The sequence below is a fragment of the Allorhizobium sp. NPDC080224 genome (assembly GCF_050281005.1).
Lineage (GTDB): Bacteria > Pseudomonadota > Alphaproteobacteria > Rhizobiales > Rhizobiaceae > Allorhizobium.
The window spans coordinates 528,765-548,230 of sequence record NZ_JBNNWJ010000001.1 but is presented as its reverse complement, the minus strand read 5'-3'; the positions used below and the strand labels follow the sequence as shown (position 1 = coordinate 548,230).

Annotated in this window: 19 protein-coding genes; 14 read left to right on the top strand and 5 right to left on the bottom strand. The window is 61.9% G+C overall.

Annotated features, from left to right (window positions below; all coding sequences use genetic code 11):
- Nucleotides 1–199: 199 nt before the first annotated feature.
- On the bottom strand, nt 200–997 hold the full coding sequence (locus ACQKP1_RS02700; RefSeq protein WP_427274106.1) for an NAD-dependent epimerase/dehydratase family protein: 798 nt from the start codon (nt 995–997) through the stop codon (nt 200–202).
- 146 nt (nt 998–1,143) lie between these two features.
- Here ACQKP1_RS02700 and ACQKP1_RS02695 point away from each other — a divergent pair, with 146 nt between their 5' ends.
- From ACQKP1_RS02695 to ACQKP1_RS02655, 9 genes are all read left to right on the top strand, one after another.
- On the top strand, nt 1,144–1,887 hold the full coding sequence (locus tag ACQKP1_RS02695) for a FadR/GntR family transcriptional regulator (protein WP_427274105.1): 744 nt from the start codon (nt 1,144–1,146) through the stop codon (nt 1,885–1,887).
- 69 nt (nt 1,888–1,956) lie between these two features.
- Entirely contained in the window at nt 1,957–2,862 is a 906-nt protein-coding gene (gene kdgD / locus ACQKP1_RS02690) for a 5-dehydro-4-deoxyglucarate dehydratase (RefSeq protein WP_054148998.1), read from the top strand.
- Between the two features lie 16 nt (nt 2,863–2,878).
- On the top strand, nt 2,879–4,018 hold the full coding sequence (locus ACQKP1_RS02685; RefSeq protein WP_427274104.1) for a mandelate racemase/muconate lactonizing enzyme family protein: 1,140 nt from the start codon (nt 2,879–2,881) through the stop codon (nt 4,016–4,018).
- Nucleotides 4,015–4,893: an amidohydrolase family protein gene (locus tag ACQKP1_RS02680; protein ID WP_427274103.1), complete on the top strand. Its 879-nt coding sequence runs from the start codon at nt 4,015–4,017 to the stop codon at nt 4,891–4,893. The genes ACQKP1_RS02685 and ACQKP1_RS02680 overlap by 4 nt, the downstream gene beginning before the upstream one ends.
- Nucleotides 4,894–4,954: 61 nt before the next feature.
- Nucleotides 4,955–5,929, top strand: a complete 975-nt coding sequence (locus ACQKP1_RS02675) for a TRAP transporter substrate-binding protein (protein ID WP_427274102.1) — start codon at nt 4,955–4,957, stop codon at nt 5,927–5,929.
- Between the two features lie 66 nt (nt 5,930–5,995).
- Complete coding sequence (locus tag ACQKP1_RS02670) at nt 5,996–6,523, top strand: TRAP transporter small permease (protein WP_427274101.1); 528 nt, start codon at nt 5,996–5,998, stop codon at nt 6,521–6,523.
- Nucleotides 6,523–7,803 (top strand): TRAP transporter large permease, encoded by a 1,281-nt coding sequence (locus ACQKP1_RS02665; RefSeq protein WP_427274100.1) that lies wholly within the window; start codon nt 6,523–6,525, stop codon nt 7,801–7,803. Before ACQKP1_RS02670 ends, ACQKP1_RS02665 begins: the two co-directional genes overlap by 1 nt.
- Before the next feature lie 194 nt (nt 7,804–7,997).
- Nucleotides 7,998–9,050 (top strand): ornithine cyclodeaminase, encoded by a 1,053-nt coding sequence (locus ACQKP1_RS02660; protein WP_427274099.1) that lies wholly within the window; start codon nt 7,998–8,000, stop codon nt 9,048–9,050.
- A gap of 93 nt (nt 9,051–9,143) precedes the next feature.
- Nucleotides 9,144–10,151 (top strand): diguanylate cyclase, encoded by a 1,008-nt coding sequence (locus ACQKP1_RS02655; RefSeq protein WP_427274098.1) that lies wholly within the window; start codon nt 9,144–9,146, stop codon nt 10,149–10,151.
- Nucleotides 10,152–10,173: 22 nt separating this feature from the next.
- Here the strand turns inward: ACQKP1_RS02655 and ACQKP1_RS02650 are convergent, their stop codons facing one another.
- From ACQKP1_RS02650 to ACQKP1_RS02640, 3 genes are read right to left on the bottom strand one after another with little or no spacing between them, the layout of a single operon-like run.
- On the bottom strand, nt 10,174–10,731 hold the full coding sequence (locus ACQKP1_RS02650) for a regulatory protein RecX (RefSeq protein ID WP_427274097.1): 558 nt from the start codon (nt 10,729–10,731) through the stop codon (nt 10,174–10,176).
- Nucleotides 10,732–10,791: 60 nt separating this feature from the next.
- Nucleotides 10,792–11,514, bottom strand: a complete 723-nt coding sequence (locus ACQKP1_RS02645) for a response regulator (RefSeq protein WP_427274096.1) — start codon at nt 11,512–11,514, stop codon at nt 10,792–10,794.
- Nucleotides 11,511–12,755 carry a GAF domain-containing sensor histidine kinase gene (locus tag ACQKP1_RS02640; protein ID WP_427274095.1) on the bottom strand — a complete coding sequence of 415 codons (1,245 nt, stop codon included), beginning with the start codon at nt 12,753–12,755 and terminating at the stop codon, nt 11,511–11,513. Before ACQKP1_RS02640 ends, ACQKP1_RS02645 begins: the two co-directional genes overlap by 4 nt.
- Before the next feature lie 257 nt (nt 12,756–13,012).
- Between ACQKP1_RS02640 and ACQKP1_RS02635 the strand changes: the two genes are divergently transcribed.
- From ACQKP1_RS02635 to ACQKP1_RS02615, 5 genes are all read left to right on the top strand, one after another.
- A complete protein-coding gene (locus ACQKP1_RS02635; RefSeq protein WP_427274094.1) occupies nt 13,013–14,029 on the top strand; it encodes an ABC transporter substrate-binding protein in 1,017 nt (338 codons plus the stop codon).
- 86 nt (nt 14,030–14,115) lie between these two features.
- The gene (locus tag ACQKP1_RS02630) at nt 14,116–15,582 is read left to right on the top strand and encodes an ATP-binding cassette domain-containing protein (RefSeq protein ID WP_427274093.1); all 1,467 of its coding nucleotides are present in this window, start codon (nt 14,116–14,118) and stop codon (nt 15,580–15,582) included.
- Nucleotides 15,579–16,526 (top strand): ABC transporter permease, encoded by a 948-nt coding sequence (locus ACQKP1_RS02625; RefSeq protein WP_427274092.1) that lies wholly within the window; start codon nt 15,579–15,581, stop codon nt 16,524–16,526. The genes ACQKP1_RS02630 and ACQKP1_RS02625 overlap by 4 nt, the downstream gene beginning before the upstream one ends.
- Nucleotides 16,523–17,476, top strand: coding sequence for an ABC transporter permease (locus ACQKP1_RS02620; protein ID WP_427274091.1), 954 nt, complete (start codon nt 16,523–16,525; stop codon nt 17,474–17,476). Before ACQKP1_RS02625 ends, ACQKP1_RS02620 begins: the two co-directional genes overlap by 4 nt.
- A gap of 20 nt (nt 17,477–17,496) precedes the next feature.
- Nucleotides 17,497–18,408 carry an SMP-30/gluconolactonase/LRE family protein gene (locus ACQKP1_RS02615; protein ID WP_427274090.1) on the top strand — a complete coding sequence of 304 codons (912 nt, stop codon included), beginning with the start codon at nt 17,497–17,499 and terminating at the stop codon, nt 18,406–18,408.
- A gap of 140 nt (nt 18,409–18,548) precedes the next feature.
- Here ACQKP1_RS02615 and ACQKP1_RS02610 read toward each other — a convergent pair whose 3' ends face one another.
- Complete coding sequence (locus ACQKP1_RS02610) at nt 18,549–19,448, bottom strand: SDR family oxidoreductase (protein ID WP_427274089.1); 900 nt, start codon at nt 19,446–19,448, stop codon at nt 18,549–18,551.
- Nucleotides 19,449–19,466: the final 18 nt, after the last annotated feature.

Below are 19,466 nucleotides of genomic sequence, written 5' to 3'. Positions count from 1 at the left end.
AATTTCGGGCCGAAAAATCCTTTTATTTCTGCAGTTTACTCAAATTTTAACGAATGGGCGCTGGCGGCTGGAATGGCATCCACCGATTGCGCTAGCGAGTACTGCGTCCACTTGAAGCAGCAACCATGGCACCCCCGAAACAAGTGATGGCCGGACGCTCGTCGAGTGTCCGGCCATTCAAAGAAACGGAGCGACGGGGTCAGTCTTCCGCGAAGATCGGGTCGTCGATGAAGGGGCCACCCTGATAGACCGCGATCGTATCGCCCGGCTTCGGCCTTGCCACCGCTGCATCGATTTCGGCGCGGAAGCGCTCGGCGTTATCCTTCGGTTGCCAGCCGAGATAAGAGACATGGGAATTGTCCCACCAGCGGGTGTCGTTGTTCGAGCAGCCCCAGATCACCGGGCAGGCCAGGCGCGGGACGCTGAAGATGCATTCGATCATCGACAGGAAATCGTCATAGCTCATCCAGGTGGAGAGCATGCGGTGGTTCTTCGGCTTCTCCATGCAACTGCCGATGCGCACCAGAGCCGTCTCCTGGCCGAACTTTTCGAAATACATGCGGGCGAGCGCCTCGCCGAAGCATTTGGACACGCCGTAAAGCCCGTCCGGGCGCATGGGCATCTCGTGGTCGAGATATTCGTCCTGGCGATAGAAGCCGATCGTATGGTTGGAGCTGGCAAACAGAATGCGCGGCATGCCGTTCGCGCGCGCGGCTTCATAGAGATTGTAGAGACCGAGCAGATTGGCGTTCATGATCTTGGAGAACTTGTCTTCAACCGAGATGCCACCAAGATGGATGATGGCGTCACAGCCTTCAACGAGCCTGTCGACGGCTGCCCGATCGCCAAGATCGCAAACCATTGCCTCTTCATGCGCCGCGACCCGACCGAGATCCACGATATCCGAGACCCTGACAATCTCCGCAAGCCCCTTCAAGCGCCCGCGCATTGCGCTGCCCAGCCCGCCGGCAGCCCCCGTCAGCAAAAGCCTCTTCACGCGCAGTCCTCCATGATGTCACACCTCAACTTATCATACAGGTTGCCCTGACCCGGTCAATATCGTAAACCTTACGAGCAACAGGCTGACAAAGCCCGACGCATGGATGATGATATGCGCCGGCACACAGGGGCGGGAAAACACGTATGGCATTGCAGGCACGAAGCGAAGCGGGCTCCGGAACCCTTGTGGAGAAACTCGGCGACACGTTGCGCAAGGCGATCGGCGCCGGCCAGTTCCCGCCCGGCAGCAAGCTGCCGAGCGAGGCGCAACTGTCCGAAGCCCACGGCGTCTCCCGAACCGTCGTGCGCGAGGCGATCGCTTCGCTGCGCGCCGACCGCCTGGTAGAGGCCCGCCAGGGCGCTGGCGTCTTCGTCCTCACCCCTCAGGAGCCGACGCCCGCCCCCTTGCTGATCGGTAATGTGGACCCGGCGCGCGTTTCGTCGATGATTGAACTCCTGGAGCTCAGAACGGCAGTGGAAGTGGAGGCAGCAGGCCTCGCCGCGTTGCGACGTTCCCCCGCCCAGGAAGAAGTCATACTTGAACGGCACTACGCTATCCGCGCCTGTCTTGAGGCTGGCCAATCGACTACGGAAGCCGATTTCGCCCTTCATCTCGCGATCGCCGAAGCGACCAACAACCCCCGTTTCCGCGAATTTCTGGCAATGATTGGCAAGAATGTCATCCCGCGGGCCGCCTTGCGCGACGAAGACAGCGAGGAGGATCAATCCGCTTATCTGCACCTCATCGATGCCGAACACGCAGATATTGTCGAGGCGATTTCCCGAGGCGATGAGGAGGCCGCGCGTGACGCGATGCGGCGTCATTTGCGCGGCAGTCAGGCGCGCTACCGCGCCCTTTTGCGCGAGCAGCGCCAACCTGTACGATAACATTTGACATAGGCGTCGTTAATACGTATGACAACTTGGCCGGAGGAGGCCAAGAGAGGACATTCGAACATGACGCCGCAAGACATCAAGGCCGCGCTCGGCGCCGGCCTGCTCTCCTTTCCTGTCACGCATTTCGATGACGCAGGGAATTTTAAGTCCGACAGTTATGCAGAGCATGTGGCGTGGCTATCCGGCTTCGATGCGCCTGTGCTGTTTGCGGCTGGCGGCACGGGAGAGTTCTTTTCGCTGACGCCATCGGAAGTTCCGCGCGTGGTCGCCGCGGCCAAGGAGGCGGCCGGCAAGACGGCCATCGTCTCGGGCTGCGGATATGGCACCGACATTGCCATCGAGATCGCACGATCGGTCGAAAAGGTCGGCGCTGATGGCATTCTGCTGTTGCCGCATTATCTGATCGACGCGCCGCAAGAGGGCATGTACCAGCACGTCAAGCGCATCTGCCAATCCGTCGGCATCGGCGTCATGGTCTATAACCGTGACAATTCGGTTCTGGGTGTCGAGACGCTGCAGCGCCTGTGCGATGAGTGCCCCAACCTGATCGGTTTCAAGGATGGCACCGGCGATATCGGGCTCGTGCGCCAGATCACGGCGACCATGGGGGATCGCCTCACCTATCTCGGCGGTATGCCGACGGCCGAACTCTTCGCCGAGGCCTATCTGGGCGCTGGTTTCACCACCTATTCATCCGCCGTCTTCAACTTCGTGCCGGGGCTGGCCGTCGACTTCTACAAGGCGCTGCGCGCCGGTGAGCGCGAGCGGTGCGAGACGATCCTCAAGGACTTCTTCTATCCGTTCATGGCGATCCGCAGCCGACGCAAGGGTTATGCGGTCTCGGCCGTCAAGGCTGGCGTCCGCCTGCAGGGCTTTGCCGCCGGCAAGGTGCGCCCTCCCCTCGATGACCTCACGGCGGAAGAAGAAGAGATGATGGCCAAGCTGATCGCGCCGTGGAAGCGCTGAGCAAAGGACGCCCCAGATGAAGATCGCCGAGGTTCGCACCCATCTTCTCGAGCACAGGCTCACCGTTCCGTTCCAGAGCGCTTCGATGCGCTTTGATCGGCGGGCGCATGTGCTGGTCGAGATCGTCTGCGACAACGGGCTGACGGGCTGGGGCGAATGCCTCGGTCCGGCACGACCGAATGCGGCGGTGGTTGCAGCCTATCGCAACTGGCTGATCGGCATGAACCCGCTGGAAACCGAGAAGATCTGGGCGGTTCTCTACAACGCCCTTCGCGATCAGGGCCAGCGCGGCCTGACGCTCACCGCATTGTCGGGCATCGACATCGCACTCTGGGATATCAAGGGCAAACATTTCGGCGCATCGGTTTCGACGCTGCTCGGCGGGCGTTTCCGGGAGAGCGTCAAGGCCTACGCGACCGGCAGCTTCAAGCGCGACGGCGTTGATAGGGTCGAGGACAATGCGCGTGACATCGCGCTCTATCGCTCCCAGGGCTTCCATGCGTCCAAGATCAAGGTCGGCTTCGGGATCGAGGAGGATCTGCGGGTCATCCGGGCTGCACGCGAGGCAGCCGGCTCCGAGATGCGCCTGATGGCCGATGCCAATCATGGCTATGGCGTATTGGAGGCCGTCGAATTCGGCCGTCGGGCTGCCGAATACGGCCTCGACTGGTTCGAGGAGCCCGTCGTGCCGGAGCAGCTGGCGGCCTATCGCGAAGTGCGAGCCAGGCAGCCGATCCCCGTTGCGGGTGGCGAAACCTGGCACAGCCGCTGGGGCATGAAGGAGCCGATCGAGAGCCGCGCGATCGACATCGTCCAGCCGGATCTCGCCGGTGTCGGCGGCTTTACCGAAGCAAAGCGCGTCGCCGATCTCGCAGCACTGCACGGCGTGCGGGTCGTACCGCATGTCTGGGGAACGGCTGTCCATATCGCAGCCGCTCTGCAGTTCATTGCCGCGATGGTGCCGGATCCGGTGCGCGTCAACCCGATCGAGCCGATCCTCGAATTCGATCGCACGGACAATCCGTTCCGGCAGGCCGTTATCCAGACGCCGATAGAACACGAGCATGGCGTGGTCGCCATCCCGAATGCACCGGGTCTCGGCATCGAGATCAACCGCGATGCTCTCCAGGAATTCAAGATGAAGGACGAGGCATGAGCCTGATCCGCACCCTTGCCGGTCGCAAGCCCGCCATCGCCCTGCCCAAGGGCGCGATCGATACGCAGATGCATGCCTATTTGCCCGGCTATCCGGCACTGCCCGGAGGGCCTGGCCTTCCAGCCGGTGATCTGCCGACACCCGAACAATACCGCCAGTTCATGGACTGGATCGGAATTGATCGCGTCATCGTCACGCAGGGCATGGCGCATCAGCTGGACAATTCCAATCTCGTCGCCTGCCTTGAATGGTTCGGAGACATCGCTTGGGGCATTGCAGCCGTCGATGCCAGCACCAGCGAAGCCGAGCTCGATCGTTTGTCGGCGGCGCGGGTGCGCGGCGCGCGGATCATGAATCTGCCGGGCGGTGCGGCCAATCTGACCAAGCTCGAAGAAGTGGATGCGATTGCCGCCAGCCGAGACTGGATGATCGCCATCCAGTTCGATGGCAGCGACATCCTCGACTATGAGGAGCGGCTCTCGAAACTCAGATCACGCTGGGTGCTCGATCACCACGGCAAGTTCTTCCGCGGGGTGACGCCGGACAGTCCTCAGGTGAAGGCCACCAAACGGCTGATCGACGGTGGCCGCTGCTGGTTCAAGTTCGCCGGCGCCTACGAGTCCTCCAAGACGGGCGGACCGGATTTCGCCGACGTAGGCGCCGTTGCCCGATCGATTGCGGCGCATGCGCCGGAGCGGATCGTCTGGGGCTCGAACTGGCCGCACAATCTGGCGCGAACCCAGGCTGACTATCCCGACGATGCCGCGCTCGCCGACACCGTGCTTGGCTGGCTGCCAGACGAGACGGCTCGCCGTCTCGCGCTCGTGGACAATCCGGAAGAACTTTTCGCTATCGCGCCTGCTGCAGGCAGGTAGCCGGACTGCAATCCGCCGAAACGGGAGGTTCCGGCGGCTCAATCAAAGAGGAGGAAGACCAATGAAGACTGCCGCAATGCTCAGCCTCGCGATGGGGCTCACCTTTGGTGCGGGTGCTGCCGTCGCCCAGGAGATCACCCTGCGTTCCGCCGACATCCATCCCGACGGCTATCCGACGGTCGATGCCGTCAAGTTCATGGGCGAACTGGTCAAGGAACGCACCAACGGCCGCATCGCCATTCAGGTGATGAACAACGCAGCACTTGGCTCCGAAAAGGACACGATCGAGCAGACGCGCTTCGGCGTCATCGACATGAACCGCGTCAATAGCGCACCGTTCAACAACCTCGTGCCGGAAACGGTGGTCTTTGGGCTGCCCTTCCTGTTCCGCGACACCGAACACATGCACAAGGTGGTCGATGGCGAGATCGGCGATGAAGTGCTGGCCGCCTTCGAACCGCATGGCCTGATCGGTCTTGCCTTCTACGATTCCGGTGCACGCTCGTTCTATTCGACCAACAAGCCGATCAACAGCCTTGCCGACCTCAAGGGCATGAAGGTCCGCGTCCAGCAATCAGACCTCTGGATCGCGATGATGGAAGCCTTTGGTGCGAACCCGACACCGATGCCCTTCGGCGAAGTCTACTCGTCGCTGGAAACCGGCGTCGTCGACGCGGCCGAAAACAACTGGCCTTCTTATGAATCCTCGCGTCACTTCGAAGTGGCCAAGAACTACACGCTGACCGATCATTCGCTCACGCCGGAAATCCTGGCGATCTCCAAGATCACCTGGGACAAGCTGACGCCGGAAGACCAGACGATCATCCGGGAGGCCGCCAAGGAATCCGTCGGCAAAATGCGGGAACTGTGGCAGGCACGCGAAAAGGCGTCGGAAGAGAAGATCCGAGCATCCGGCGTGAACGTGATCACCCCCAACAAGGAAGAGTTCGCCGCTGCCATGCAGCCGGTCTACGACAAGTTCGTCACGGATCCCAAGATGAAAGAGCTGGTGGAGCGCGTTCGCGCCGTCAAGTAAGCACCACGGACCGGCCGCATCCTCGATGCGGCCGGTTTTTTCTTATCCTGGATTTCGGAGGGATCCATGTCGCGTTTCATGCGGGCCATCAGGCCCGGCCTCAGCTGGCTGAGCCTCGCCTGCCTTTATCTGGCCGGCCTCGGCGTGGTCCTGATGACCATCATCATCGGCTGGCAGGTTTTCGGCCGTTACGTGCTCAATGACACACCGAGCTGGTCCGAGCCCCTGTCGCTGCAGCTGATGTCCTGGTTCATCCTCTTGGGTGCGGCCGTCGGCGTGCGCGAAAGCGTGCATCTCGGGCTCGACATCGTTCGCCACAACATGGCGCCTCGCATCCAGCGCCTGATGGATCTCGTCAGCCTCGGCCTGATCTGCCTGTTTGGCGGCGCCATGTCCTACTATGGTACGCTGCTGGCCATGGGCACCTGGACAGCCCGGATCCCCGTGCTCGGGTGGCCGGGTGGCATAGACTTCATTCCCCTCATCATCGGTGGCGCAATGATCTCCATCTTCGCGCTCGAACGCTTCGCCGACACGTTCATCGGTACTGCTATCCCGGCGGCGGACGATGTCGCCCAGACCGAGGTTGTGTGATGGCCTATACGATCCTTTTCGGTACCTTCGCCTTTCTCATGCTCCTCGGCATGCCCATCGCTTTTTGCCTCGGGATCGCGTCCTTGGCGACGGTCCTCTATATCGGCATCCCGCCGATCGTGATCTTCCAGCAGCTGAATTCGGGGATGAACGTCTTCGCCATGATGGCGATCCCCTTCTTCATCTTCGCCGGCGATCTGATGGTGCGCGGCGGCATCGCCTTCCGTCTCATTCGCTTTGCCTCCGGTTTCGTCGGACACATGCGCGGCGGGCTGGGGCAGGTGAATATCGTCTCATCGACGCTGTTCGGCGGCATTTCGGGTTCGGCGGTTGCCGACGCATCGGCCATCGGCGGCCTGATGGTGCCGCAGATGGCAGCGCGAGGCTATGACCGCGGATACGCCGTGAACGTGACGATCAGCTCTGCCCTCATTGCCCTGATGATCCCGCCGTCGCACAACATGATCCTGTATTCGATCTCGGCAGGCGGCACGGTCTCGGTTGCGGATCTCTTCACCGCGGGCATCATTCCCGGGATGCTTCTGACCGTCGCCCTGATGGTCACCGCCTATGTCGTGGCCCGCAGACGTGGTTATCCGGCCGAACCCTTCCCCGGCTTTGCGAAACTGCTGGTGTTCTTCTTCGCCGCCCTGCCCGGCCTGCTGCTGATCGCCATCATTTTCGGCGGCGTGCGCTCCGGTATCTTCACGGCGACCGAAAGCTCCTGCATCGCCGTTATCTACGCCTTTCTCGTCGCCGTACTCGTCTATCGCGAGCTGAACTGGAGCGGCTTTGTCGAGGCGATCCTCGGCGCGGTGAAAACCACGTCACTGGTTCTGCTCGTCATCGGCATGGCCGCTGCCTTTGCATGGCTCATGTCCTTTCTGCAGGTACAGGTCACGCTCATCCAGGTGGTCAAGTCGATCTCGGATAACCCGATGGTCGTCCTGCTGCTGATCACCATGGTCCTCCTGCTGCTTGGCACTTTCATGGACATGGCGCCGCTGATCATCATCACGACGCCGGTTTTCCTGCCGATCGTCCAGGCCTTCGGCATCGATCCCGTGCATTTCGGTGTCATCATGATCCTGAACGCCGGGATCGGTCTGATCACGCCACCGGTTGGAACCGTGCTCTTCGTCGGCTGCGCCGTGGGCAAGATCACGATCCGGGAGGCGATGCAGACCATCTGGCCATTCTTTGGCGCCTGCGTGATGGTGCTTTTGTTGGTCACCTTCATTCCCGAGATATCGCTCTGGCTGCCGGCGCAGTTCAAGTGATCCTCCCGCTCTCGCCTTCCGAGTGTTCTCAGCAGGAGCCCCAGCTCCTGCCTCTCTTCCTGTTCGAGTGACAGAATGCGCATCCGCTGCTGACATTATGGAAAGCCAACCACACAAAATGACAGTTTCTCGCCATTTCGGCGAAGCGTGACCACCGCTACAGTGATCCAACCTTCGTTCTCAACCGGTGGATCATGACAGCGCCAGCCCCTTCGGACAAAGCCCTCGTCCCCTTCGTCAGCGTCGAAAACATGATGCGGCTCGTGCATCACATTGGTATCGAGCGCGTGCTCACCGAGCTCACCGACGTCATCGAAGCCGATTTCAAACGCTGGGAACTGTTCGATAAGACGCCGCGCGTCGCGTCGCATTCCCGCGAGGGCGTCATCGAGCTGATGCCGACGTCGGATGGGGAGATCTATTCGTTCAAATACGTGAACGGCCATCCGAAGAACATGGCGGAAGGCCTACAGACGGTGACCGCCTTTGGTCTGCTCGCCGATGTCTCGACCGGCTATCCGGTTCTGCTCACCGAAATGACCCTGCTGACGGCCCTTCGCACCGCGGCGACCTCGGCGATGGCGGCCCGCCACCTCGCCCCCAAGGGCGCGACGACCATGGCAATGATCGGCAATGGTGCCCAGGCAGAATTCCAGGCGCTTGCGATGAAGGCCGTGCTCGGCATCACCCATGTCAGGCTCTTCGACATCGACCCGAAGGCAACGGAGAAGACACGGCGCAACTTGGAGGGCTCCGGCCTTGATGTCACGGCCTGCACAACGTCACAGGCGGCGATCGAAGGGGCCCAGATCATCACGACCTGCACCGCCGACAAGCAGTATGCCACCATCCTGACGGACAACATGGTCGGCGCTGGCGTGCACATCAACGCCATCGGTGGCGACTGCCCCGGCAAGACCGAACTGCATCGCGATATCCTCTCCCGTGCCGACACTTTCGTCGAGTATCCGCCGCAGACGCGGATCGAAGGCGAGATCCAGCAGATGGATCCGGACTATCCCGTCATCGAGCTCTGGCAGGTGGTCACCAGTCAGGTCGAAGGTCGTAAGAACGACAAGCAGATCACCCTCTTCGACAGCGTCGGCTTTGCGATCGAGGATTTTTCGGCATTGCGCTATGTGCGCGAGCGCGTACGGGGGACCGCCTTCTACCAGTCTGTCGATCTGATCGCCGATCCGGACGATCCTCGCGACCTGTTCGGCATGCTGCAGAGGTCCAAAAACTGAGCCCCCACCCCCAAGATCTAGGGGTTCGCGCTGAATTTAAGTTGGCGGAAATATTTGCGGCCTAATGTCCTCATCTCCAAGGAGTCTGGCCGGATGAATGATGTCGAACGCCTGAACATACTCCATCAGTACGGCATTCTCGATACGCCGCATGAGGAGCCCTTCGAACGGATCGCCGCCCTGGCGCGCCTGATCTTCGACGCGCCGATCGTGCTGATCTCGCTGCTTGACGACGATCGCCAATGGTTCAAGTCGAATATCGGTCTGGACCTGCGCGAAACCGAGCGCGAACACGCGATATGCAACGAGACAATTCGCAGCGACGACGTTCTGGTGATTGCCGACACAAGGCAGGACATCCGGACGGCGCGAAACCCTTTTGTCATTGGAAAACCTTACGTCGCATTTTATGCAGGCGCTCCGCTGGTGACCTCGGAAAAAGCTCGCCTCGGTTCACTCTGCATTATGGATCGCGAGCCGCGACACTTCGATGAGCGGCAAATGGCGATCCTGCAGTCGCTCGCCGCCCTGGTGATGCGGGAAATGGAGCTCCGGCGGCAGATCGATCAAGACTGGCTCACCGGTGCCACATCTCGTATGGCCTTCCACGGTACTTTGGAGAAGCTTGTCGGACGCATGGCGCCACCGTCGATCGGCCTGATCAGCTTCGACATCGATCACTTCAAGCAGATCAACGACCGATTTGGTCATATGGCAGGCGATCGTGTGCTGATCGACGTTGTGGAGGTGTGCCGCGGCGTCTTACGCGATGGCGACGTGATCTCACGGATGGGAGGCGAGGAATTCGCCGTTCTCTTGCCGGGGGCAACAACCAAGAGCGCGCTTGCAGTCGCCGAGCGCCTCCGGCAGGCAATCGAAAGCTCGCGACGCACAGATGTTGATGGCCCTGTCACGGCAAGCTTCGGTGTCACCATGCTCGATCAGGGCGACCACGGTCTGGCAGATCCCTTGCGGCGCGCGGACGAGGCCCTTTATCGATCCAAGGCGAACGGCCGCAATCGAGTCACCTATTCCTGGGCCATGCCTGCAGAAATAGGCCCTGGCGTCGGTAGCGTGTGCAATGGGTCTTTAAGCAGATAGTCTGCCCGTTGGCCCGATCCGTTCATGCCGGCCCGAGAAGAATGTCCTCGGCTTCTTCACGTTCCATGTCGAGCACACGCTTAGCCAGATCTAAGCCGAAGCCCTGGCGGGCAAAGGAGGCGATCTCCTTGCTCCAGCGGGCGTCATCGGCTTCCACATCCGGTCGGCGGAAGGGCCCGAAAGCCTTCTTTCGCGCGTAGACCACGGCCGAGCGAAAATCGTCGGCGTCGACGAGGACGGCATCTACGATGCTGCGGTCGACCCCCTTCTCCGCGAGCTTGCGGGCAATCGCGCGCTTGGAGCGGCCGCTGCGCGCCGCCGAATTCGCCCGGATCTCCGCATAATTCTGGTCGTCCAGCGCCTTCATGCTGCGCCCGAATGCAAGGGCCGTCTCGGCCAGCGCATTGACCTGACCCTCGCTGATATCCTCGAATTTGCTGCGCGCCTTGCGCTTGATCGCGTCGGAAAGCTCGCGCTCGGTCATCATGCGTTTCGCGAGACGGTAGGCGGCGGAATTCTTCGCCCAGGCCAACATGCGAGGCGTGGGCTGATCTTCGGTGGCTTTCGACGGTTCGTCCATGGGCCCGGTGTCCCAACTTCGTGGACGATCGTCAACAGACATCTGGACCCGTTGGATTGATCAATGAGACCGCAGCCACTCCGCAAGTTCGGCCTCGGCGCGCTCCAGAGCACTGTAGTTCAGAAGCTTGCGCAGCAACGCGACCGTCACAGCCCTGGCCCGCAGGTTGAAGCGTCCTTCGTCGCTGTCTTCGACCGACATCTGGTAGACGCCGAGTTTTTCGTAGAGCTGTTGAAGGCGGTTCTGAACGCTGCGGATCGATAGGCCCCGTCGGCGGGCGATGGTGCGGTCCGTCAATCCGAGCGCGATATCGACGAGGATCTCGTATTCGCTGTCGCTGAAGCCCCTCACCTGTCCGAGGCTCTTCTGCTGCATGCCGCGCACTTCGCGATCGATGACGCATTGCGCCTCAACGAAGATACTGCGCAGCGCGAGTTTCAACCGCTCATCGGAGGCTGATTTCAGGACGTAACCATAAGCCGCGCCGTCCGGCACGATACGGGAGACGCCACGCACATAGGCTTCGTCGGAATAGTTCGACCAGAAGAGGATGCGGGTATCGGGTCGTTCCTTCCAGATGGTACGCGCTGCCTCGATGCCGTTGCGGGCGTTCATCTGCAGGTCCATCACGATATGGGCGGACTTGTGGTCGCGCGCCAAGCGCTCGCCATCGGCCCCGTTCTCGGCCTCCAGCACGTCGCGGCATTCCGGAAGAGCCGCACACACCGCTTCGAGAAGATAGGAGCGGTGCAACGGATCGTCCTCCACGATCAGGACCTTCATGCGTCATATCCCTTCGCTGTCATTGTCTGCGCAGGGAGAGGCAGTTGCACCCGGACAGTCGTCCCCGCGCCCTCCCGGTTTGCTCCTATGGTGAACTTGGCCGAGATCAGCCGCGCCCGCGTCATCATGTTGTCGATGCCCCCGCCCTCGCCTCGGCCGCCACGTGACAGGCCGCGTCCGTTATCGGCGACTTCGACGACGACCGCGCAGTTGCTTGCCCGCAGACGGACCTCAAGCTCGCTGGCCTGCGCATGGCGAACCGCATTGTTGATGGCCTCCTGCGTGATCCGAAACAACGCGATCCGAACCGTCTGATCCAGGAGATCGATGACACCGTCGCTGTCGTCCACCAGACGCCAGGACAAAGATGCCCCCTGATCTCGAACGGCCCGATCGAGATGGTTCTCGATCGCATGGGCAAAGCCGAAAAGCTGCAAGACAGCCGGTTTCGCCTCCTCGATGATCTCGCGCAAATTCTGCATGCATTGCTGCAGACTGCGGGCCACGGGCTCGAGCATCTCTCCACTCAGGTCCTTCTCCTGCATCATCCTGTCGACCCGGCGCGACAGGCGCGTCAGGTCGGCAAGCGTCTGGTCGTGCAGGTCCATTCCGATGCGCTGCCGCTCGCTTTCGAGCGCCTCGGTGAGATTGAGAGCGCCCAGCCGCAAGCCTTCCTCGCGAGCGCGCGCCTCGGCCTCAATGATGGCCGACTGCTTTGCCTGTTCAGCGGCTCGAAGGGCAAAGAAATAGGGAGACAAGAGGTCGGCGATCGACTGGGCGTTTTCGACATCCTGTGGCGAGTAGAAATCCACCTGATGCGAGGAGCAGCTGAGCGCGCCGATAACCTCGCCACCCACCTTCAGCGGCACATGGATGCGGCTGCGGAGGTTGTGCTCGAAGATCGGACGGGTGAAGGGCGTATCGACGTGGTAGCGGGTTTCAAGCTGTGCATCTGCCGTCAGGAGGAAGTCTATCTCGCCCCAGAGCAGGGTCCGGATCGGGCTGCTCGCCACCGGTGCAGGCGTCGTCTGGCCCCAGAAGGTGTCGAGACCAGTCTCGTAAGCGGTATGATAGAGCCCGTTGACCATGGTGATGCAGACATCGAGGTGGTCATGCGGCACGATATGCGATACTTCGACGCCCACGGCCTTGATGGCCGAGCGGAAATCGAGCTGACCGGCCAGGAGCCTGGATATGCCGAGATAGTGATCGAGCAACGCCGAGGGCGCGATCTTGAGCATGGTGTCCTCCCGCAGCCACTCCCACGGCCGCATCGCCTTCATAACACATCTCGATAGGGTGGTCGTCTTGCGGGATCCCGCAGGACTTTGCGTAATTCCCGCAAACGTCCTGCCGTCCCGAACCTGTACAGGCGTCGCCGTTCGCTCCATCCTGATCCTGCCGAGAAGAGGAACTCGGCGGGGAATTCAGACCGGGACACGCCCGGCTGTTTGGAGGAAACCGGCGCCAAGAGCGCCGGACAACAGGGAGTGAGATCATGAAGACCAGCAGAACCCTTCTGGCGAGCGCGGCACTGTGCCTTATCGCCACATCCATGCCCGCAATGGCCGACACCTCGGCCAAGAAGATTGCCCTTTCGAACAACTATGCCGGCAATTCCTGGCGCCAGGCCATGCTGACCAGCTGGGAAAAGGTGACCGGCGAGGCCGTCAAGGCCGGACAGGTCGCAGCCGCCGACGCCTTCACCACCGCCGAAAACCAGGCGACCGAACAGGCAGCGCAGATCCAGAACATGATCCTGCAGGGCTATGACGCCATCGTCATCAACGCTGCCTCGCCGACGGCACTCAACGGCGCCGTCAAGGAAGCCTGTGACGCCGGCATCACCGTCGTTTCGTTCGACGGCATCGTCACAGAGCCCTGCGCATGGCGTATCGCCGTCGACTTCAAGGAAATGGGCCGCAGCCAGGTCGAATATCTCTCCGGCAAGCTGCCGCAGGGCGGCAATCTGCTCGAAATCCGCGGCCTTGCCGGCGTCTTCGTCGATGACGAAATCTCGGCCGGCATCCATGCGGGTGTCGAGCAGTTCCCGCAGTTCAAGATCGTCGGCTCCGTGCATGGCGACTGGGCGCAGGACGTAGCGCAAAAGGCCGTCGCCGGCATCCTGCCGAGCCTGCCGGAGATTGTCGGTGTCGTGACCCAGGGCGGTGACGGCTATGGTGCGGCCCAGGCGATCGCTGCCGCCAACCGCCCGATGCCCGTTATCGTCATGGGCAACCGCGAAGACGAGCTGAAATGGTGGAAGGAACAGAAGGACGCCAACGGCTATGAGACCATGTCGGTCTCGATTGCGCCCGGCGTTTCCACGCTTGCCTTTTGGGTCGCCCAGCAGATCCTCGACGGCAAGGAAGTCAAGAAAGACCTCGTCGTTCCCTTCCTGCGCATCGACCAGGACAACCTGGAAGCCAACCTGGCCAACACCCAGGCCGGCGGCGTCGCCAATGTCGAGTATTCGCTCGAAGACGCCCAGAAGGTCATCGGCTCTGCGATGTAACCGACCGGAAACCTCCCCGAACCGTCCGGCCTTCGGGCCGGGCGGTGTGGGGAACCTTTGGCGCGTGAGTGAGAGAGTTGTGCAGCATGAATGCCATGCTCGATAAGGGCGATGGACGGCCCGTCGTCAGCGTTACCGATGCAAGAGTGCGTTTCGGCGCGGTCAAGGCGCTGGATGGCGTCACCCTAGTGATCGGGAGTGGCGAGTGCGTCGGCCTGGTTGGCCACAACGGCGCCGGCAAATCCACGATCGTCAACGTCATCAATGGTGGGCTCAGCCCACATGAGGGCTCCATCCGATACGGTCACGGCAGCGGGGGCCATAGCATCAATGCCGCCCGCGATGCCGGCATTCGCTGTGTCTTCCAGGAGCTGTCGCTCTGCCCGAATTTGACGATCGTCGAGAACACCCGCGTCATGCATCGCAGCCTGAAAGGCTGGGGCTGGCGCAAGCGGGGTGCTGCGCTCATCGAGAGCAAGCTCGAGGAAATCTTTCCCGGCCATTCCATCGACTGCCACGAGGCCGTCGGCACACTCACCATCGCGGAACGCCAGATGGTGGAGATCGCGATCACGTTCTGCGAGATCGGCAGCCCGGTGCGCCTCGTCATCTTGGACGAGCCGACCTCGTCGCTGGATACGCGGCTTGCGGAGCAGTTGCTCGCCTATGTCGAGCGCTTCGTCCGCGACGGCGGCTCGATCCTGTTCATCTCCCACATTCTCGGCGAGATCCTCTCGGTCTCAAGCCGCATCGTCGTCATGAAGGACGGCAAGGTGGTCAGCCAGAGACCGGCCGAGGAGTTTTCGGAGCACGGGCTGATCGAAGCGATGGGCAGCGTGGTGAAGACGCGGCAAGCGCGCACGAACCTGCTGAGGACGGACACGGCAAGTGTGCTGACAGCTGCACCGGTGCGCGGACGCGGCCTCCCCTTCCAGGCCATGAAGGGCGAAATCGTCGGTTTCGCCGGTCTGGGCGGGCACGGCCAGACGGACATGCTGGTCGGCCTCTTCGAGTCCCGAACCGGCAACTGGCTGCGAGCCAATGACCCTGAAGTCGCCTTCGTCGCCGGCGACCGCGCTGTCAATGGTACCTTCACGCTGTGGAGCATCCTCAGAAACCTCAGCATCGGCATCCTGCCGGATCTTTCACGGCTGCAGACCCTGGATTTCGACCGGGAGGAGACGCTGGGGCAGACCTGGAAGGAGCGGATCGGCATCCGCACACCCGACATGGACAATCCGATCCTGTCGCTCTCAGGCGGCAACCAGCAGAAGGTTCTCTTCGCCCGGGCGCTTGCCAGTCGCGCACCCGTGGTTCTGATGGACGACCCGATGCGCGGCGTCGACTTCGGCACCAAGCAGGAGGTCTATACGATCCTGCGGCAGGAGGCGGACGCCGGGCGGACCTTCGTCTGGTACTCGACCGAGATGGATGAGGTCTGCCTCTGCGACCGCGTCTATGTGTTCAACAACGGCATGATCGTTGCCGAACTGAAGGGCGACGAGGTGACGGAAGAAAACATACTCTCCGCCTCTTTCCAGGAGGCCGCATGACGAGGTTCCTCTCCGCCGACAGTCTGCGCCTCGTTATTCCGGCCCTTTCGCTGGTCGGACTTCTTGCGGCCGTCTTCTATCTCCAGCCGCGGGCGATGAGCTATACCGGGCTCAACCTGCTGTTCAATCTGGCGGTACCGATCGCGCTCGCCACCATCGCCCAGATGCTGATCATGACGGTCAACGACCTCGATCTGTCGATGGGCACCTTCGTCAGCTTCGTCGCCTGTGTCACGGCGACCTTCCTGCAGTCCTCGCCTCTGCTGGGTGTCCTCATTCTAATGGCAGCAATCGGCGTCTATGCGCTGATTGGTGTGATGATCCACCTTCGGGATCTGCCGTCGATTGTCGTGACGCTCGGCATGAGTTTCGTCTGGGGCGGGCTTGCGGTTTTGATCCTGCCGGCACCCGGCGGTGAGGCACCAGGCTGGATCCGCTCAATCATGACGGTGAAGCCGCCGCTCGTTCCCATGGCGATCGTTGCCAGCGTCCTGATCGCCGTCGTCAGCCACTATGTCATCATGCGCTCGTCCTTCGGCGTCGTCTTGCGCGGTGTGGGCGGCAACAGCCGCTCGGTTGCGCGGGCCGGATGGTCGATCATCGGCGCACGGGCGGCTGTCTATGGTCTCGCCGGGTTCTTTGCGGTGCTTGCCGGCATGGCGCTGGTGGGGCTGACCACCTCAGCCGACGCCAATATCGCGCTGCGCTATACGCTGCTCTCGATCGCCGGTGTCATTCTCGGCGGCGGTGAATTTGTCGGCGGGCGCGTCTCGCCGATCGGCGCCGTTATCGGTGCACTCACCCTGACGCTGGCCGGCTCATTTCTGTCGTTCCTTAGGATTTCGCCGGACTGGCAGATCGGCGCACAGGGCGCGATCCTGATCCTCGTGCTGACGCTGCGTCTTGCCCTCAATCGCGCCGAAGGCCGGAAGGGCAAGTCATGACCCAGGCACTCTCCACACTCTTCTCCCGGACCTGGATCTGGTCCTTCATCGCGGCCGCCAGTGTCTTCCTTGTCACCATCGTCTTCACGGGCGGCGCAAGCACCGTCGGGCTCGCACAGGCGGCCCTCACCTTCGGGGCATTCTCGGTACTGGTTGGGCTCGGCCAGATGCTGGTGATCACGCTCGGCCCTGGAAATATCGACCTCTCGGTTCCCGCCAACATGACACTTGCGGCAACGGTCTCGCTCAAGGTGATGAATGTCGAAAACAGCATGATCCTGAGCGGGCTTGTCGTTGCCATCGGTGTCGGGATCGCGATCGGGATTGGCAATTACGCGCTGATCAAGCTCTTGCGCATTCCGCCGATCATCGCGACGCTGTCGATGAGCTTCATCGTGCAATCGACGGCGATCTGGACGAACCGGGGACTGCGCATCAAGCCGCCGAGCTGGCTTGCCGACTTCACCACGGCGACGACGGCTGGCGTTCCCAACGTCGCGATCGTCGCCTTGGTGCTGTCCGTCATCGTCTGGTACGTCCTCAACCGCACGGTCTATGGACGCTCGATTGCCGCGATCGGCCAGAGCATTCGCGCTGCCCGCATGGCCGGCATTCCCATCGATGGCACGCGGCTCATCACCTATCTGCTCTGCGCCGTGCTCGCTTCCCTCTGCGGCTATCTGCTCGCCAGCTTTTCCGGCGGTGCAGCGCTCAACATGGGCACGGAATATCTTCTGATGTCGATTGCTGTCGTTGTTATCGGCGGAACTGCCGTTGCGGGGGGCAACTCGAATGTTCCGGGGATATGGGGCGCCTCGCTCTTCATGTTCCTTGTCGTTTCGATGCTGAATACCTACGGTTTTGGCGCAGGCATCCGCCTCATTCTCACCGGTCTCATCATCATCGCCGTCATCATGCTGCCGACCACGCGCAGCACCGGCAAAACCTGAAGCGCTCCAGGACTGTCCCCATGGAAAATCCACACTACGAGATCCGCGACCCCCGCTTCCGCGACCTGCTCGTTTCCAGCGCCGCCCTGGAAGAGCTTTACTCGGGCTGCCGATGGGCCGAGGGCCCCGTCTGGTTCAATGATGGCGGCTATCTGCTGTTCAGTGACATTCCGAACGAACGCGTCCTGCGCTGGGTTGAGGGTGCTGGTACTTCCGTTTATCGGGCGCCGTCGCAGTTCATCAACGGCAATACGCGCGACCGTGAGGGACGGCTCGTTTCCTGCGAACATGGCGGGCGCCGCGTGATCCGCACCGAGATCGGCGGCACGGTTACGACCCTGGCCGATCGGCACGACGGCAAGCGGCTGAACTCGCCAAACGATGTTGTGGTGAAGTCAGATGGTTCGGTCTGGTTCACGGACCCGTCCTACGGCATTCTCTCGGACTACGAGGGCCACAAGGCCGACGAGGAGCAGGTGAGCCGCAATGTCTACCGGCTCGATCCCGCGACCGGCGAGCTCAGCGTCATGATCGACGATTTCCTGCAGCCGAACGGGCTATGCTTTTCGCCGGACGAGACATTGCTCTACGTCGCGGATTCCGGCGCCAGCCACAAGCCGGACGCGCCGCGCCATATCCGGGTGTTCGATGTGACCGATGGCAAGCGGCTGACAAACGGGCGAGTCTTCGCCCATATCGACAAGGGTATTCCCGACGGCATGCGAACGGATATGGACGGGAACCTCTGGTCGAGCGCTGCCGACGGCGTGCATTGCTTCCATCCCGATGGCACGCTGCTCGGCAAGATCCTGGTGCCGCAGGCGGTCGCCAACCTGACTTTCGGCGGACCGAAGAAGAACCGCCTGTTCATCACCGCCTCGACATCACTCTATGCGATCTACACCGCGACACGGGGTGCGCAGACGCCCTGAGTTGCGCCCGACTGCATAGAAAACAACAGGACCGCCCGCTCAGGAGAACGGGCGTTCCCGCTGTCATGCCACGCGTGGGATATGGCACGACCGGATCGGCCTGGCGGCGGCCGATGAGGCAATTACGTGACCAAGAGCGATCACGCAGTCATGGATTTGAAGGCTTCGGCCTGGCTCTCTACCCAGCTTTCGAAGCTTTGCGGCTCCGTGCCCGTCAGCGTCTTGAAGTCACCGGTGGTGCCTGCCAGACCGCCGTTGCCGACCATGGTATCGATAGAGGCAAAGACGCGCGCGACGGGTTCAGGCAGACCGGCTCCGACCATGCCCTGGACGAGACCTTCGACCGGAACATCGATCACGCTGATCTCCTTGCCGGCAGCGGCAGAGATGAGGGACGCCATCTCGCGATGCGTGTAGGAAGAGGAGCCCGTCAGCGTGTAGACGGTCTTTTCCTTGTCTGCGGCGACGAGCGCCGCAGCAGTCGCACGACCGATGTCATCGCGTGAAATGTGCGCCACCTTGCCGTCACCGGCCGCCGAATACCAACGGCCGGAGGCAAGCGCAGGGCCCGCGCTCATCATGACGTTTTCGAAATACCAGTTGTTTCGCAGAATGGTCCAGGCCGGCACCGAGCTTGCTTCGATTGCCGCTTCCGTCCCTTCGTGGTCGGGGGCGAAGAGCAGAGCTGAGTTCAGGGGCTCAGGCATGGAGGTATAAAGCAGATGGCTAACACCGGCCTTTTCAGCTGCGGCGACGGCCGCGCGATGCTGAACGAGACGATGCCCTGGGCGGTCGAGCGTATCCGTGCTGATGATCAGCACCTTTTCGGCTTCGGCGAAGGCTGCTTCCATGGACGCGGCATCGTCGAAATCGACCCGGCGCACCAACACGCCCTTTGCAGCAAGGTCTACCAGTTGCTCCGGCTTGCGGCTGGCAGCAATGATGTCACCTGCGGCGACGCCCGAGGTTTCAAGCAGGTGATGGACAACGCGCTGGCCGAGCTGGCCCGATGCGCCGGTGACGAGATACTTGGCGGTCATGGTTCTCTCATTGTCTGG

Coding starts and splice junctions, on each gene's coding strand:
- ACQKP1_RS02695 (WP_427274105.1), top strand. CDS start 1,144: ATGGCATTGCAGGCACGAAGCGAAGCGGGCTCCGGAACCCTTGTGGAG.
- kdgD (WP_054148998.1), top strand. CDS start 1,957: ATGACGCCGCAAGACATCAAGGCCGCGCTCGGCGCCGGCCTGCTCTCC.
- ACQKP1_RS02685 (WP_427274104.1), top strand. CDS start 2,879: ATGAAGATCGCCGAGGTTCGCACCCATCTTCTCGAGCACAGGCTCACC.
- ACQKP1_RS02680 (WP_427274103.1), top strand. CDS start 4,015: ATGAGCCTGATCCGCACCCTTGCCGGTCGCAAGCCCGCCATCGCCCTG.
- ACQKP1_RS02675 (WP_427274102.1), top strand. CDS start 4,955: ATGAAGACTGCCGCAATGCTCAGCCTCGCGATGGGGCTCACCTTTGGT.
- ACQKP1_RS02670 (WP_427274101.1), top strand. CDS start 5,996: ATGTCGCGTTTCATGCGGGCCATCAGGCCCGGCCTCAGCTGGCTGAGC.
- ACQKP1_RS02665 (WP_427274100.1), top strand. CDS start 6,523: ATGGCCTATACGATCCTTTTCGGTACCTTCGCCTTTCTCATGCTCCTC.
- ACQKP1_RS02660 (WP_427274099.1), top strand. CDS start 7,998: ATGACAGCGCCAGCCCCTTCGGACAAAGCCCTCGTCCCCTTCGTCAGC.
- ACQKP1_RS02655 (WP_427274098.1), top strand. CDS start 9,144: ATGAATGATGTCGAACGCCTGAACATACTCCATCAGTACGGCATTCTC.
- ACQKP1_RS02650 (WP_427274097.1), bottom strand. CDS start 10,731: ATGGACGAACCGTCGAAAGCCACCGAAGATCAGCCCACGCCTCGCATG.
- ACQKP1_RS02645 (WP_427274096.1), bottom strand. CDS start 11,514: ATGAAGGTCCTGATCGTGGAGGACGATCCGTTGCACCGCTCCTATCTT.
- ACQKP1_RS02640 (WP_427274095.1), bottom strand. CDS start 12,755: ATGCTCAAGATCGCGCCCTCGGCGTTGCTCGATCACTATCTCGGCATA.
- ACQKP1_RS02635 (WP_427274094.1), top strand. CDS start 13,013: ATGAAGACCAGCAGAACCCTTCTGGCGAGCGCGGCACTGTGCCTTATC.
- ACQKP1_RS02630 (WP_427274093.1), top strand. CDS start 14,116: ATGAATGCCATGCTCGATAAGGGCGATGGACGGCCCGTCGTCAGCGTT.
- ACQKP1_RS02625 (WP_427274092.1), top strand. CDS start 15,579: ATGACGAGGTTCCTCTCCGCCGACAGTCTGCGCCTCGTTATTCCGGCC.
- ACQKP1_RS02620 (WP_427274091.1), top strand. CDS start 16,523: ATGACCCAGGCACTCTCCACACTCTTCTCCCGGACCTGGATCTGGTCC.
- ACQKP1_RS02615 (WP_427274090.1), top strand. CDS start 17,497: ATGGAAAATCCACACTACGAGATCCGCGACCCCCGCTTCCGCGACCTG.
- ACQKP1_RS02610 (WP_427274089.1), bottom strand. CDS start 19,448: ATGACCGCCAAGTATCTCGTCACCGGCGCATCGGGCCAGCTCGGCCAG.